Source organism: Pseudomonas sp. OVF7 (genome assembly GCF_030644265.1).
Lineage (GTDB): Bacteria > Pseudomonadota > Gammaproteobacteria > Pseudomonadales > Pseudomonadaceae > Aquipseudomonas > Aquipseudomonas gorinensis.
The window spans coordinates 2,213,609-2,225,715 of the sequence record NZ_CP128996.1; the positions used below are offsets into that span (position 1 = coordinate 2,213,609).

The window sequence follows — 12,107 nt, forward strand, 5'->3', positions numbered from 1 at the left end:
TCTCTATATCGACAACCCACCCGCCGTGATCGAACTGCGGTATCCCGTCGCCGGATCGCCGACATGCACCACCTGCTTTATCGACCATCGTCCCTGCATATAAGACGGCCAGCTCTCATCCAGCACCAACAGCCCTTCCGCGGCCAACAATGGATTGCCCGGGCAATCGATCACCAACTTCAAATTTTCACGCCCCACACGGCGTAGTTCGCCTTCGGCAACGGCGCGGGCTTCGGCTTCGTTCTGGTAGCGTTGGCGCAAGGTTTTGAACGGAGCATTCCCCACCTGAACCACACGCTGCCTGCCGGCGGCGGCATCCCACCAACTGGCGCGGCAACCTTCGTATTTCGAGCGGGATTTTTCGTCGAGTTTGGCGGTGATAAAGCTCTGTTCACCGGGGCGGTTATCCTCAGTCACCGACAGCTTCACTTCCGGCAGCAACTGGCCGGAGAGCGACTTGGCTCGGCCGGCTTCGGCCAACACATATAGCTCGTTAAACGGTTTGGTGACCGCACTATAGAGGCGGGCAAGGCGCGAAATGAACGCCATGTCACTTTCGTTGGACTGGTCGATGTGCGCGATCGCAATCCCCTCCAGCGCGGGCGCAACTCGCGGTGAATAGCCGTGACGACTGACCAGTTGGCGAAACAGCGCGCCAAGGGTTGTCGGGCCGTAACTGGCGGATCGACGCTGACGGTAACCCGTTGCATCGACCACGCTGAAGGGCGCTGCCGTGGCCACGATCATCAAGCGCATTGGAAACAGCACCGGGGTGCGTTGGGTGACGACAAACTCGCCCTTCTCCACCAACCCCGATTCCAGGTAACCGACACGCAAGCCGATCTTGCCGTTCAGAGTGGGCAGGCCGTCCAAGCCCTCGATATTGAGGGTCAGCTCCAGCCGGTCAGTCTCAATGCCCGCCGCGTCGGTGTGGCTCCAACGCATCAAGCGCTGATTGAGCAGCGCCGCATTGGCGCCATAAAACTCCACGATAGGCGTAAATCCCTGTGCCATGCAGCCTCCTTAATCCCAGGCCAAAACGGGGCGCACCGCCACCGGCCGCGCGCGCATTTCAGGCACGATCACCCACACGCCGGCCGGTAGCACCGGGCCATATTCGGCAAGCTCGGGGTTCAGGCGCCAAAGGGTTTCTTCCGCCGCGTCATCGCAACGACCCAATTCCCGATAAAGCAACAGGTTGACCGAATCACCGGCGATACTTCGCACTCTACGCATTGACGAATTCCTCCAACTCCAGCGTCCAGGCCATGACCATGGCGGTGCCGTCATCGATCACATTGCTCTGCGTTTCCACGATCGAATTGATCCGCCACAAGCCCCAGTTACGGCCGATGCCATCAACCAGGGGCAACGGCGCCCGCGCATTTTGCAGCGCGCGCAATTCGTCCAGGCGCTGCATGCCTACGCCGTACATGGCCGTGCCGCTGAATGTGAGTTTTTCCAGTTTCTGACCGCTCTGTCGCGACTGCGACTTGCTGGCAATAATAGCCAGGTCACTCCAGCCACCGTCGCCGTTACGGACCAACGAGGAATAGGCAAATCCTCGAGACAAACCGAAAATAAAGTCGCCGAGCACCATTTGTTGTCGCATCAATCACCTCCAGGAGAATCGGCCAGTGCTGCATTGCGTCGGATGCCGAGGGCGTCGCTGAACATCGGCAGACACTGAAACTGCAGCGCCTGGATCACCTGGTTGACGACCTGCTGGGCATCGGCGGGGTTAACGCCGGTGATCTGGATACTCGGGGCGAGGGTCACTTGCACGTTGTCCGTGCGCGCACTGCTGAGTTCCTTACTCACCGCACCGGGTGTTGGCAGACGATCACTTGACCCGAACAATTTGCCTCCGATCCAAGCGCCTGCCTCGCTGCCCAGCAGGCCGCCGATTGCGCCGCCGACAGCGGTGCCAACGCCAGGGAAAACCATCGTGCCAATGGCCGCACCTGCGGAGGCGCCGGCCCAGGCGCCACCGGCGGTGCTCAGGCCTGAGCCGATGGCATGTGCATCGCCGTTGCGTACACCTTGGATCACGTCCAGGGAGGCTTCGGCGACCCTAAATGGCCCAAGCCGCCGGATGCCGAGGGATTCGAATTTGCCAAGGGCATCGGTCAAGGCCCCCGAGGGCAGGTTGGCCGCGGACGCTGGCGGGTTAGCCATGGCAAAAGCTGGATAGTTTTGTGAGGGCGCTCCCGAATGAAAACCCATTGGCGAGCCGCCCAAAGCCTGGCCGGGTTGCTCGAACAGGCGACGTAATCTTGTATTACGCCCGCTGATGTTTTTGCGCCCTTTGAACACCTTGCCAAGGGAACCTGCGACAAAATCAATGGCTTTTTCGGCGAGCTTGCTTTTGAACGCGTCCCACAATTCGTCTCCAGACTCCTTGATCGCGCTCATCACAGGACCATCGGCGGGCTCCTTCGCCTTCTCTTCCGGCGCGCTCGCGGTGACGTCGGCCTGCTTGGGCGCCAGGGAATTTCCATTGATGAACAATGTGCTGTTGAGCGCCTCCAACGCCTCACGCAGCCGCACCTGCTCCTGGGTCAATGCGTTGATATCCACACTAAGTGTGACCAACGCAGAGCGCAGCTCCAACGGCGGCTGCGCTGCGGCATCCAGGCTCACGGGCGCCACAGCGCTTGTGGAAAACGGTGCAAGCACATTGCCTAGATCCGCGTCGCCGATCATCCAGCGGTAGTCTTCCTGGGCGAGCTTGATCCCATATTTAGTCTCTTGCATCCCGCTCTACTCCTGTTTAACGCCAAGGCGAGTGATCGCAATGTCGTAGCGGCGCAATGCTTTGGCGGCGTCCCACTCCAGGATCTCCGCTTCATTGACCGAGTACACCAGCGGCACCACATCGAGGATCACGTCGATGTCGCGTTGCGAAAGAAGGCCGCCGGTTGATTTAAAAAATCGTCGATGCGCTCCTGCAATTCGGTCCAATCGGGCACGGTCAGGCCGGCAAGGTCAGGGATCATCAGGCCGGTGCAGTGAGCGGTGATGAACTCGGCGCGCTCTTTGTTGGTGGCGAGTTTTTTCATCACCTTGGTGGCGCGCAGCGCAGGCATTTCCAGAGGCAACTCGGTCAGGGTGCGACCGGCGGCCTCGAAAGGCAGCAGCAAGTGGACAGGCTCATCGTGGCTCACTTCCTGGCGCTCATCCAGAAAGAACGACGCAGGGCGCGTCGACATTTCGTGTACGTACTGAGCGATGCTGACGTAGTCCGGGCGCTTGAGCTGGTCGAGCTCTTTTTCCGACAGGCCGGTGGCGAGTTTCGCCAGTTCGAAAAACTGGTCGTCCTCGTCGTCACCGGCCCGGGCCAGCGCTTCTTTTTGCGCAGCGTAGAACAGCGGCTTGAGTTGAATCTTGTCGATCACCGCGCCGGTATCGGTGGTGATCGGGGACAGCAGCAGGTGCAGCGGTGGCATCCAGGCCATGGGGCTCTTCCTTGGTGAAATAGGGGGCGAGCACTCCCGCCCCCAAGGGTTAAGGCATCAGCACAGCACGGCGCGCATCACCGAGAATGTCGACGCCGTTGAGCACGAACTTCTGGGTGCGCACGTCGATGTCGATCACCGGAATGCCGTTTTCCAAGCGGTTGTAGGTGCGGCAGGACAGCTCCAGGGTGGTGGTGGGCTTGTCGCCCATCTTCAGCTTCGCCTCGGCCAGGGATTTGAGCTTGCCGCCGACGGTGTGATAGGTGAAGTAGGTCTTGCCGTCCTGGTCCTGGCCGGCTTCGCGCACGTTCAGCAGGATGTCATCACCCAGGCGCACGCCCAGGGCCAGCATGACTTCCGGGCCGGCGCCTTGCAGCACCAGCGTGGCGCCGAGCACCTTGCCGCTCTTGGCCATTTCCTCGGCGATAAAGCGCCCGCCGGACATGGGCTCCATGTCGAACTCGATCTTCGGCGGAGTGAACTCCTCCACCGTCGCGGACAACGGCAGGCCTTGAAGGGTGGCCGCGATGGCCTGTCTGACTCGGTTGGTAAACATTAGAGAACGTCCTCCAGGAACTGCTCGATGATTTCATCGCGGGCATTGAGTTGATAAATCATGTGTTCATTCGGCGCGTAGCGGCCGTAGTCGATGACGATGAACCAGGTGCCGTTCTTGTACTTCTCGACACTGTTCAGTTCCGGGTGCAGGTATACGCTGCCGCCGGGGATGGTTTCGTCAGCAACCAGGGTTTGCAGCCAGTCGTTGATGCGCTTGACCTCCTGGTCCATGAAGGACTTGGTGAGGTTCTTGGCCATGGCTTTCTGGCCGGCCTTGACCAGCTTGCGGCTGATCGCGTCTTCCAGGCCGACGTAGCTGATGAACTTGCCGGTGATGGAGCGGTTACCCAGCAGCGAAAAACCGCCCAGGATGGTGCGGGCGTAGTAGCTCACGCCGTATCGGTTGAGCAGGTCGCCCTCGGTGGAGGTGTCGAGGATGTTGTACTCGACCACGCGGGAAACATCCTCGGCGAACGTCACCTGGTTGCCTGGGCTTTCCCATTGCTTGACCTTGGCCAACGCCGCAATGGCCAGGGACGACGGCGATAGGAACACATTCTTCTTCGCCGCCTTGGAGTACACCGACGGCATGTTGTGCACCAGCAGGCAACGGTCGAAACCGAGGTCGGCACCGCCCAGTTCGCCGCTGTAGGTCACCTGGTCGGCCACCGAGGCGTCCTTGCCATCCAGCACCACGCGGGCCTTGATGCGCTTGCCGAACGCGGCGAACTCACCGGCCACCGCCTTGGTGCCGGTGAAGCCTGGGGCGCCGATGATGGTCAAGTCTTCCGGCACGCTGGCCAGTGCCGCCAGGCCCAATTTGCGACCGGTGACCGGCTCGTTGCCGCCGATCACATTGTTGACGGTATCGGCCGGGGTCGCGCCCTCCTCCACGATCACTACATAGACCGGCACCTTCACCACTTTGAGGATCTGGTACACGGCATGGAACAGCGTGCCGGTCTCGGCACCGGTCGGGTCCAGCAGCGCCTGGGTGGTGAAGCTGTTGATGCGAAACGGCGCGTTTTTCGGGATCGACGCATGGGCATTCGGCGCGGTGCCGACCAGGCCGATTACGTTGTCACCCAGGCCACCCATGGCCTCGGGGGATTCAGTGGCATTCACGGTGATGCCGTTGTGCTCGAAGTTCAAAACCTCAGCCATGATTAGTCAGCCTTCTTGGTGGTGGCCTTTTTGGCCGGGGTGGTGTCCTTCGCGGCGAGCACGCTGGTCAGTTCCAGGCGGCCAGCGGTGCGCAGGGCGGATGCTTCGATGTCCAGCAGGTCCAATTCCTCGCCGACGACGGACCAGTGGCCGGCGTGGGTGGGGAATGGGATGAGGACGGTGTAGGTTTGGCGGGTGGGCATAAGAGAGAATCTCCAGGCGAAAAAAAACCGCGAAGGGCGGTTTGGGGGGGCAGATGAATGGGGTTTATTCGGTTTGCTCAGCGAGCCAGATTGGAGCAACTGGACGAAGTTCGGCTTTAGGGAAATTGGGCGATTGAGGCCAGTCGCGAAGAGCCTGGATATAGACCAACAACTGCATGAAGTACTCATCAGAAAGCGTTGTAGACGCCTCCATTTCTAACTGATCACGATGACGGTCACGCAGCCATGTCACCGCCAACAACTCATCATCACGCCATGCTCGCTCAACAACTACAAGATCAAAAGCAGGAGAGGGGCCGGCAGCCAGCGCCATAGCCTCGGCTTCCGAGATATTGCGAAAGCCATCAGGCGCACTTACTCCCTGATCAAAAGCAAATATCTCTCCAATTTCATTAATGAAATAGTTCATCAGCGCATTTCCGTCCATGTGTTAATAGTGTAGCTACCCAACGGGACTTTATAAGTGGAGCCTGCTGGAACAATTGCGGAAATCGCCATACTTAAACCGGCGCTCGGAAATGAAGACCCTATAAACAAAGTGCTATCAACCACAATTGAAGCAGTTTGGTTTACGGCAGTAGCAACAAAGGCAATATTGACGTAGAGGGGTCTTTCTGTGGCATTGGTATAGGTGACGTTAATCGCCCTAGATGCCTTAACATCAGATATTGTCTTGAATTGATTTGTTAGTGTGCGGCTGAGTTCTCGTATCTGACTTTCCAAAGCTGCAATATCAATATATCCCTGATTGATTGGCGCGTTCCAAGCCTTAATACACCACATCACTGCCAGGTTACGCGGTCGGGTCTCCGTATCGCCTGTAAAACCTACGTTGTAGAGCGTGTCGTAATTATTGCCTCCGAGAGACTTGGCGCCAGTCGGGACTGATGCAGAGCTGATTCCTGTTTGATTTGGAGGCGTATGGGTATGACTCTTGAACGCATCAGCCTGGTAACTGCCGACCGCTCGACCAGGGTCCATACCGCGTCCATGATCCCATCCCCGAAAAAACTCCCCTCGCGACTCCGGTAACCGTGTGTAACCCACCGCATCACCAGTAACGTTAAACCTCTTCGCCAAATACGCCGCAAGATCCGGATAAAGGTCATCCTTGAACAGACTGTTATCCACCTCCAAATACCCCGGGGGCACCGTCCCCAGTGGAAACGGCACCATAACCCCCACCGGCAACGCCGAAGCCTTGGCAATCATCGCCTCAATCTCAGCCTTGGTATAAGTCCCCTTCGCCAGTTGCTCGCCCAGGTAATCCATCACCCAAGCCCGCGTCGCCTTCACCACGGTGTCATCAATCAACAACGTCACGATCGACGCATTACTCGTCTCAAAAATCGAGCGAATATAAAACTCTTTCCCCGATCCCGACGTCGCCAGTACCGGCTTATACGACTCCGGGTATTTGACGATCGCATACAAGATCCCGGTATCCGTCCACAGCCCGGCCTCGCGTACATACCAGCCGCCAACATCCGACGGGATGGTGACTTCGGCCATCAGCCAGTTGGCGTTTTTCTCATCCTGGAATAGCGCGTTCAGCGGCCCGCGCCAGACTTCGCGTTTAAGGGCCTTGGCGCTGGCGTCGGGGTTATAGACGGCGCCGTTGCCGTCACCGACGGAAATCTGCGCCAGCTTGATCGGTACGCCGGCAGCCTTGCAGGCGGTTTCGTAGGCGATCCCCGCGTTGGTAAGCAGGGTGTAATAGTCAGCCATTTAGTGCTCCTGTGGATAAAGGGTGGTGGTTTCGACGGTGTAGAGACCGGCCGCCATAAAGGCGCGCCCCGAGGCCTCGACCCCTGCCAGCACGTTGGGATAAATCGTGGTCAGTTCACCGCACAGCGTGGCGGCACCTATGCTGTGACGGCCAAAGGCGCTCAGGCCCACGGAGATCGACAGGATGTCGCGCTCGCTTTTGGCATCGGCCAGGCGGCGGTCGAGTCGGGCATCGATAACCTCGCCGTAGGGCAATTCGGTCCAGGCCCGTACGGCAAAGCTGTAGGGCACGCCCGGCGGTTCCTGCTCGTACCAGGCGCGCACCTCGGGCGTGAGTTGCAGGCCCCTGGCGGCGTTTTCCAGGGCTTGGCGGGTGCCCGCCTGGCGCGCAGTGGGCCAGGCGAGTTTGACGGTCAAGCGCTTCTCGGTCTCCGGGGCCGTGGTGCTCCATTCGTTGACGGCGCGGTCTGCCGCCAGGTAAGGCAAGAACGCCGCGGGTGTACGGGCCGGGTCCATCAGCTCGGGAAACGGTGGGGTAACGCGCTCCAGCAAATAGCCAAACCCCAGGTCCAACGCCTTTTCCAGCGGCGAACTGTTGACCGGCAACAGGCTTGCTTTGGGATCCCTCATAGCGTGCGCACCTCCACCTCGACACCCGTGCAATACGGGGCCTGGAACGCCGTGCTGATGATCGGCTCCAGCGGTTCGAGGATGTGCAGTTGCGCCGCGCCGGCGCTGTGGATGGCGTAGTCGATCCAGCTTGGGTCGACCCGGCCTTCCAGGCGATGACAGGAGTCGGCGTAGGTTTGCAGCAGTTGCTGCGCAGCCACTTGAGTCAGGCCCGAATCCGGTCCGGCATTGATCTTGGCCACCACACGAATTTTGTAACGTTGAATCTGCGCAGCCTGCACGGTGACCAGATCGGTTTCCGGTCGTACATCCGGCCGTGCGAAATGTCGCCGCACACCGTCAAGTAAATCGGCGGAAGGTGTGCCATCCCCTTGCCTGGACAGTACGGTGACCATCACTTCGCCAGGAGCCGTACGTCGCCCGTTGCCATCCTTGACCTGGGCTGCGTAGCCGTCCGGATCGAAGGTGTAGGTGACGGTCACCACGCCCGGCGTGGCGCTCTGCACCTTGACCGACGGCCGCTCGCCGAGGGTGAACACTTCGCGGCGGTACTGCATGCGCGAACCCGCTGCTGGCGCATGGGGTGCCAGGTAATAGCGCAGGCGCGCATCGTCGTCGCTTTCCAGGGTGGGTGGCACCGGCGGGAAGGCGGCCGGGTCGCCGGGGTCGAGCACCTGGCGCTCCAGGCCCATGTCGGCCAGGCGCGCATCCAGGTTGCTGCCGGTGGCCCACCACGCCAGCATCTGCTTGATACGGGCGTTGTATTTGCGCTCATGAGTTTGCAGCCGCACGCAAAACGCTTCCAGGGCCAGGGTCAGCAGCTCGCTTTCGTTATCGAGGCTGACCTTGAGCTTGGCTGCGGTTTGCGGCGCGCGGGTGGCGACGTAGTCGACGACGAACGCCTTGAACTCCGCCAGCAGCGGTTCGAATTCATCGACCGCGATAATCGCCGGCTCCGCCAGTTGGTTCTGGCCAGGGATCAGCATGCTCATGTCACGACCTCGAAGGATTGTTGGCGGTTTTTCCAGGTACCGGCAAAACGCAGCAATAAACCTGCGCCCTGGCGCGTGGCGACAATGACCTGGGGTTGGAAATCGGCGATGCCGTTCTGGGTGGTGTAGAACGCTTGCGCGGCGTGGCTTTGGGCGAGGATCAGCAGATCGTCACCGAGGTTCTGGCCGAGCAGTTGCGGGATCAGCGAGCCGTACAACGGGCGCTTCTGGCGAGTGCCCACGGGGGTGGTCAGCGCTCGGGTGGCACGCTGTACAAATTGCAGCCAGTCATCGACCGCTGCCCCGGTGTTCCTATCGATTCCGATCATGGCAAATCCTTATGCGCTGCTGATCACACGGCCCTGGTGATCCACCAGTGGGCCGCTCAAGTGCACACCGCCAGCGTCCAGCAGCAGGCCGACGGCACCGAGTTGCACAGCGATGTGATCGGCCGTCATTTGCAGGGTGGCGGGGCCGACTTTCACCTCGACCTGTTCGCGGGAACCGCTGAGGGTCGTGGGGCCGTTGGCCCAGTTGAAGGTGTGGCTGGCGTCGTCGTAATCGCTCTGGGTACCGTCCTGATAACGGCGTCGGGTCAATGACGCAACGCTGGAGACCGGCGGAAACAAGCTACTGTTGAGGCCGAAGAGGGCTACAGACTGCGCACCGCCCTCTCCACCGCCATAGTTGAGCAACAGACATTGCTCCCCCACGGAAGGAATGCGGGTTTCGCTCTGCGCCCCGGCACTGGGGTTGAAGAAGCGGATCGCCGGGCTGAGCAACTCACCGTGGCTGACCTTGCAGGTATTGCCGGCGGCGTCGACCTCCTGGCACACGCCAATGCGGCAGAAACTATCCGCGCGTCGATACAGGTCTTCGAGCTGGGCTTCCATTTCCGCCAGGCGCTCGATAATCGGCCCCAGTTGCATGCGTAACAATGCGTCGAACATGGCCTACTCCTGCAACGGGCGATATTGATCCGGATCGTCGATGTCCGAGACTTCCCAGGTGCAGGCAAACAACGGCGTACCTGTGGGATCTTCGAGCAGCGACGGGCCGAAATAGAGGTTTTGGGTGAAGGACACGGTCCAGCTGTCGTAGTCCGTTTCGTTACCGGTGAGTACCGTCGGTGCCGCGACGATGGCCGTGGGCAGGTCGCACTGATCAGGCGGCAGGCCCCAGCGGTTATCCAACGCCAGGTCCATCAATTGGCTGGCCAGGTCACAGGCGTCAAAAGCAGTAGCCCCGCTGGCAACCGTGACGCGGAGTGAAACCGCCAAGGCGTGGGCCTTGCGCCCTTCAAAGGAGCGAACGTCGGGGCCGTTGCGCTCCACGGTAATCAGCACACCGGTTCGGTCGCTGGCGCCCTGGAAGTCTTGATGATTGCCGACGCGCAATAGTGGAAAGGCGCGCTTGAGCGCTTCCCCAATCGCCACGGGGAGCTGGGAAGGTTTTTCGATAAGTGTCATGTAGTCGCGTCCTTGCAACGGTTACGGCTGATCCGGGCGGGAAGGCGGGGTCTCGTTGACCCCGATGCGCTTGGCCGCCCAGCGTTCATAGAGGCCGATGGCAACGTCGGCCCCCGCCATGGCGGTCAGGCAACCAATGGCGCCGGCAGTCCAGATCGACATCCCCGCGGCGTAGCACAGCATCAATGCCGACACCCCGCAGACCATGCATGCTCCCGACCGCAGGGCCAGGCGCCGCACCAGCGACCAGCCCCGCGCGCCCTCCTTGTCGGCGCGCCACATTTCGCCGGAGACCCCGCCGACCAGGGCCAGTACGACCACCAGCCAGATAGGCATTTCCGCTAACGCTTGCTGCTCGTTTGTCATGTCACGCCTCCTGGTTGAACAATGCCGGCAGAGTGCCGGCGCTTGGGTAATTCCATGTGTAGGTAGGCATTCCAAAAAGCCCGGTTACCCGGGCTTTTCAGTAATGCGGTCCTCGGTCTTTCGGCGCTACTGGCGCGGTACGGACCTTTCCTCGATGTTTTTCCGACCACGATCCCTGTCTGCCGGATAACTGCTTCTGGTGCTTTACGCTGCACACCCGGGTCAGTTGCCAACCCTCTGAACCGTTGAGGCCGATTCATCGCTGCCTGTTCGTTGAAGCGGTGTCACTAAAGAGCGTCGGCATCCTTGCCGGTGTTACCTGGCATCCTTGCCATCGCTCTGATGGCGTCCTTGCCGATGTTGCGTGCCTTCCTTGTCTTCCTTGGCAGCATCCTTGCCGCCTCCACCAAGCCTTGTTGGCTGGCTTGGAACAAAGAATATGCATGTATGCATATACAGTCAATGCACAAATGCATTTATTTTCAGCAAAGAAATGCATAGATGCATTTTCAGCCTTATGGGCAAAGGGTTTGACGATTTTGTGCAGGCGAAAAAAAGCCCGCTCGATAGCGGGCTTTGTCTTACACAAGGTGGTTAACGGGCGTACATGCCCCACCAGAACACATGACCCAGGATGCTGATTTGCTCATCCTGGATGTCCTGGAAGCTGTAGTCCTCGTCCGGGTGCTCATCGCGGTTGAAACTGCGCAGGCGAATCCCGGAAGGCAGGCGGTAGAGCTGTTTCACCCGCAGTTGGCCGTTGTGATTGATGGCGTACAAGTCGCCATCAACGATGTCTCCAATGGCGCTCTTGCCCGCATTCACCCCCACCGTCGCGCCATCGCGCAACACCGGCAACATACTGTTGCCGCGTACCGTCACGCATTTGGCCTGGTCGAACTGCACACCGTTATGCCGCAGGCTGCGCTTTCCAAAACGCAGGCTGGCCTTCTCACTTTCTTCGATGACGAATCTTCCTGATCCAGCAGCCAATTCAACCTCGCGCAGAAAGGGGATCGACACCTCGTCGTCATTCACAGGGGTGTCGTCATCCCACAGGCTTATGTCCTTGAGTTCCGAATGCATCGGGTCGCGTCCATCATCACGCAAAGCACCCACGGCTGCGCGCCCGCGCAGTTGGTCGGTGCTGACGCGAAAATACTCGGCGATGCGGGAAATATGCTTGTCCGACGGATCAACGATCTTGCCGCTGAGGATCCGGGACAGTGTGGATTGAGGCACGCCGGTACGCCGGTGAAGCTCCGTGGGGGAGATCCGGTCGCGGTCCAGCAGCTCTCTTAAGACGATAGAAACGTTGCGTTTTTGCATAACGCGGATAGTGACGGGAGTTTTTTGGGTTTGCAAATGCTAATTTGCATATTTTATGCACATGCCATGCCGCCGCGCCTACCCGCTTGCGACCTGCGAACCCCGGACCTCGCGTGTTAACCTTGCGCCCATCGCAAAAAATGCTGGGCCGAGCGCCCCCTTTGCCCCACCACTTTCAACGAATTTGCC

Annotated in this window: 18 protein-coding genes; all 18 read right to left on the reverse strand. The window is 59.9% G+C overall.

From position 1 onward, the window contains the following. Nucleotides 1-3 precede the first annotated feature (3 nt). Nucleotides 4-1,014, reverse strand: coding sequence for a contractile injection system protein, VgrG/Pvc8 family (locus QU606_RS10105; protein WP_069075368.1), 1,011 nt, complete (start codon nucleotides 1,012-1,014; stop codon nucleotides 4-6). A 9-nt stretch (nucleotides 1,015-1,023) separates the two neighbouring features. Further along, nucleotides 1,024-1,236, reverse strand: a complete 213-nt coding sequence (locus tag QU606_RS10110) for a tail protein X (protein ID WP_069075367.1) — start codon at nucleotides 1,234-1,236, stop codon at nucleotides 1,024-1,026. Further along, nucleotides 1,229-1,612 (reverse strand): phage tail protein, encoded by a 384-nt coding sequence (locus tag QU606_RS10115; protein WP_304998354.1) that lies wholly within the window; start codon nucleotides 1,610-1,612, stop codon nucleotides 1,229-1,231. The genes QU606_RS10110 and QU606_RS10115 overlap by 8 nt, the downstream gene beginning before the upstream one ends. Next, complete coding sequence (locus QU606_RS10120) at nucleotides 1,612-2,757, reverse strand: hypothetical protein (RefSeq protein WP_069075366.1); 1,146 nt, start codon at nucleotides 2,755-2,757, stop codon at nucleotides 1,612-1,614. Before QU606_RS10120 ends, QU606_RS10115 begins: the two co-directional genes overlap by 1 nt. A gap of 6 nt (nucleotides 2,758-2,763) precedes the next feature. Then, entirely contained in the window at nucleotides 2,764-2,889 is a 126-nt protein-coding gene (locus tag QU606_RS10125) for a hypothetical protein (protein WP_024073744.1), read from the reverse strand. After that, nucleotides 2,886-3,458, reverse strand: coding sequence for a phage tail assembly protein (locus QU606_RS10130; RefSeq protein ID WP_304998355.1), 573 nt, complete (start codon nucleotides 3,456-3,458; stop codon nucleotides 2,886-2,888). The genes QU606_RS10125 and QU606_RS10130 overlap by 4 nt, the downstream gene beginning before the upstream one ends. Nucleotides 3,459-3,507: 49 nt before the next feature. Further along, on the reverse strand, nucleotides 3,508-4,014 hold the full coding sequence (locus QU606_RS10135; protein WP_024073742.1) for a phage major tail tube protein: 507 nt from the start codon (nucleotides 4,012-4,014) through the stop codon (nucleotides 3,508-3,510). Further along, nucleotides 4,014-5,180 (reverse strand): tail protein, encoded by a 1,167-nt coding sequence (locus tag QU606_RS10140; RefSeq protein ID WP_024073741.1) that lies wholly within the window; start codon nucleotides 5,178-5,180, stop codon nucleotides 4,014-4,016. The genes QU606_RS10135 and QU606_RS10140 overlap by 1 nt, the downstream gene beginning before the upstream one ends. Before the next feature lie 2 nt (nucleotides 5,181-5,182). Continuing rightward, nucleotides 5,183-5,383 (reverse strand): hypothetical protein, encoded by a 201-nt coding sequence (locus QU606_RS10145; protein WP_024073740.1) that lies wholly within the window; start codon nucleotides 5,381-5,383, stop codon nucleotides 5,183-5,185. Between the two features lie 64 nt (nucleotides 5,384-5,447). Beyond that, nucleotides 5,448-5,813, reverse strand: a complete 366-nt coding sequence (locus QU606_RS10150) for a phage tail assembly chaperone (protein WP_024073739.1) — start codon at nucleotides 5,811-5,813, stop codon at nucleotides 5,448-5,450. Beyond that, the gene (locus tag QU606_RS10155) at nucleotides 5,813-7,132 is read right to left on the reverse strand and encodes a phage tail protein (protein WP_024073738.1); all 1,320 of its coding nucleotides are present in this window, start codon (nucleotides 7,130-7,132) and stop codon (nucleotides 5,813-5,815) included. The genes QU606_RS10150 and QU606_RS10155 overlap by 1 nt, the downstream gene beginning before the upstream one ends. Further along, entirely contained in the window at nucleotides 7,133-7,762 is a 630-nt protein-coding gene (locus QU606_RS10160) for a phage tail protein I (protein ID WP_304998356.1), read from the reverse strand. Next, nucleotides 7,759-8,754 (reverse strand): baseplate J/gp47 family protein, encoded by a 996-nt coding sequence (locus tag QU606_RS10165; protein ID WP_304998357.1) that lies wholly within the window; start codon nucleotides 8,752-8,754, stop codon nucleotides 7,759-7,761. Before QU606_RS10165 ends, QU606_RS10160 begins: the two co-directional genes overlap by 4 nt. Beyond that, nucleotides 8,751-9,083: a phage baseplate protein gene (locus tag QU606_RS10170; protein ID WP_024073735.1), complete on the reverse strand. Its 333-nt coding sequence runs from the start codon at nucleotides 9,081-9,083 to the stop codon at nucleotides 8,751-8,753. The genes QU606_RS10165 and QU606_RS10170 overlap by 4 nt, the downstream gene beginning before the upstream one ends. Before the next feature lie 9 nt (nucleotides 9,084-9,092). Then, a complete protein-coding gene (locus QU606_RS10175; RefSeq protein ID WP_024073734.1) occupies nucleotides 9,093-9,704 on the reverse strand; it encodes a phage baseplate assembly protein V in 612 nt (203 codons plus the stop codon). A 3-nt stretch (nucleotides 9,705-9,707) separates the two neighbouring features. Then, a complete protein-coding gene (locus tag QU606_RS10180) occupies nucleotides 9,708-10,223 on the reverse strand; it encodes a hypothetical protein (RefSeq protein WP_024073733.1) in 516 nt (171 codons plus the stop codon). Nucleotides 10,224-10,244: 21 nt separating this feature from the next. After that, complete coding sequence (locus tag QU606_RS10185; RefSeq protein WP_168232394.1) at nucleotides 10,245-10,589, reverse strand: phage holin family protein; 345 nt, start codon at nucleotides 10,587-10,589, stop codon at nucleotides 10,245-10,247. A 594-nt stretch (nucleotides 10,590-11,183) separates the two neighbouring features. Beyond that, nucleotides 11,184-11,918, reverse strand: a complete 735-nt coding sequence (locus QU606_RS10190) for an XRE family transcriptional regulator (RefSeq protein WP_024073730.1) — start codon at nucleotides 11,916-11,918, stop codon at nucleotides 11,184-11,186. Between the last annotated feature and the right edge of the window lie 189 nt (nucleotides 11,919-12,107).

Coding starts and splice junctions, on each gene's coding strand:
- QU606_RS10105 (WP_069075368.1), bottom strand. CDS start 1,014: ATGGCACAGGGATTTACGCCTATCGTGGAGTTTTATGGCGCCAATGCG.
- QU606_RS10110 (WP_069075367.1), bottom strand. CDS start 1,236: ATGCGTAGAGTGCGAAGTATCGCCGGTGATTCGGTCAACCTGTTGCTT.
- QU606_RS10115 (WP_304998354.1), bottom strand. CDS start 1,612: ATGCGACAACAAATGGTGCTCGGCGACTTTATTTTCGGTTTGTCTCGA.
- QU606_RS10120 (WP_069075366.1), bottom strand. CDS start 2,757: ATGCAAGAGACTAAATATGGGATCAAGCTCGCCCAGGAAGACTACCGC.
- QU606_RS10130 (WP_304998355.1), bottom strand. CDS start 3,458: ATGGCCTGGATGCCACCGCTGCACCTGCTGCTGTCCCCGATCACCACC.
- QU606_RS10135 (WP_024073742.1), bottom strand. CDS start 4,014: ATGTTTACCAACCGAGTCAGACAGGCCATCGCGGCCACCCTTCAAGGC.
- QU606_RS10140 (WP_024073741.1), bottom strand. CDS start 5,180: ATGGCTGAGGTTTTGAACTTCGAGCACAACGGCATCACCGTGAATGCC.
- QU606_RS10145 (WP_024073740.1), bottom strand. CDS start 5,383: ATGCCCACCCGCCAAACCTACACCGTCCTCATCCCATTCCCCACCCAC.
- QU606_RS10150 (WP_024073739.1), bottom strand. CDS start 5,813: ATGAACTATTTCATTAATGAAATTGGAGAGATATTTGCTTTTGATCAG.
- QU606_RS10155 (WP_024073738.1), bottom strand. CDS start 7,132: ATGGCTGACTATTACACCCTGCTTACCAACGCGGGGATCGCCTACGAA.
- QU606_RS10160 (WP_304998356.1), bottom strand. CDS start 7,762: ATGAGGGATCCCAAAGCAAGCCTGTTGCCGGTCAACAGTTCGCCGCTG.
- QU606_RS10165 (WP_304998357.1), bottom strand. CDS start 8,754: ATGAGCATGCTGATCCCTGGCCAGAACCAACTGGCGGAGCCGGCGATT.
- QU606_RS10170 (WP_024073735.1), bottom strand. CDS start 9,083: ATGATCGGAATCGATAGGAACACCGGGGCAGCGGTCGATGACTGGCTG.
- QU606_RS10175 (WP_024073734.1), bottom strand. CDS start 9,704: ATGTTCGACGCATTGTTACGCATGCAACTGGGGCCGATTATCGAGCGC.
- QU606_RS10180 (WP_024073733.1), bottom strand. CDS start 10,223: ATGACACTTATCGAAAAACCTTCCCAGCTCCCCGTGGCGATTGGGGAA.
- QU606_RS10185 (WP_168232394.1), bottom strand. CDS start 10,589: ATGACAAACGAGCAGCAAGCGTTAGCGGAAATGCCTATCTGGCTGGTG.
- QU606_RS10190 (WP_024073730.1), bottom strand. CDS start 11,918: ATGCAAAAACGCAACGTTTCTATCGTCTTAAGAGAGCTGCTGGACCGC.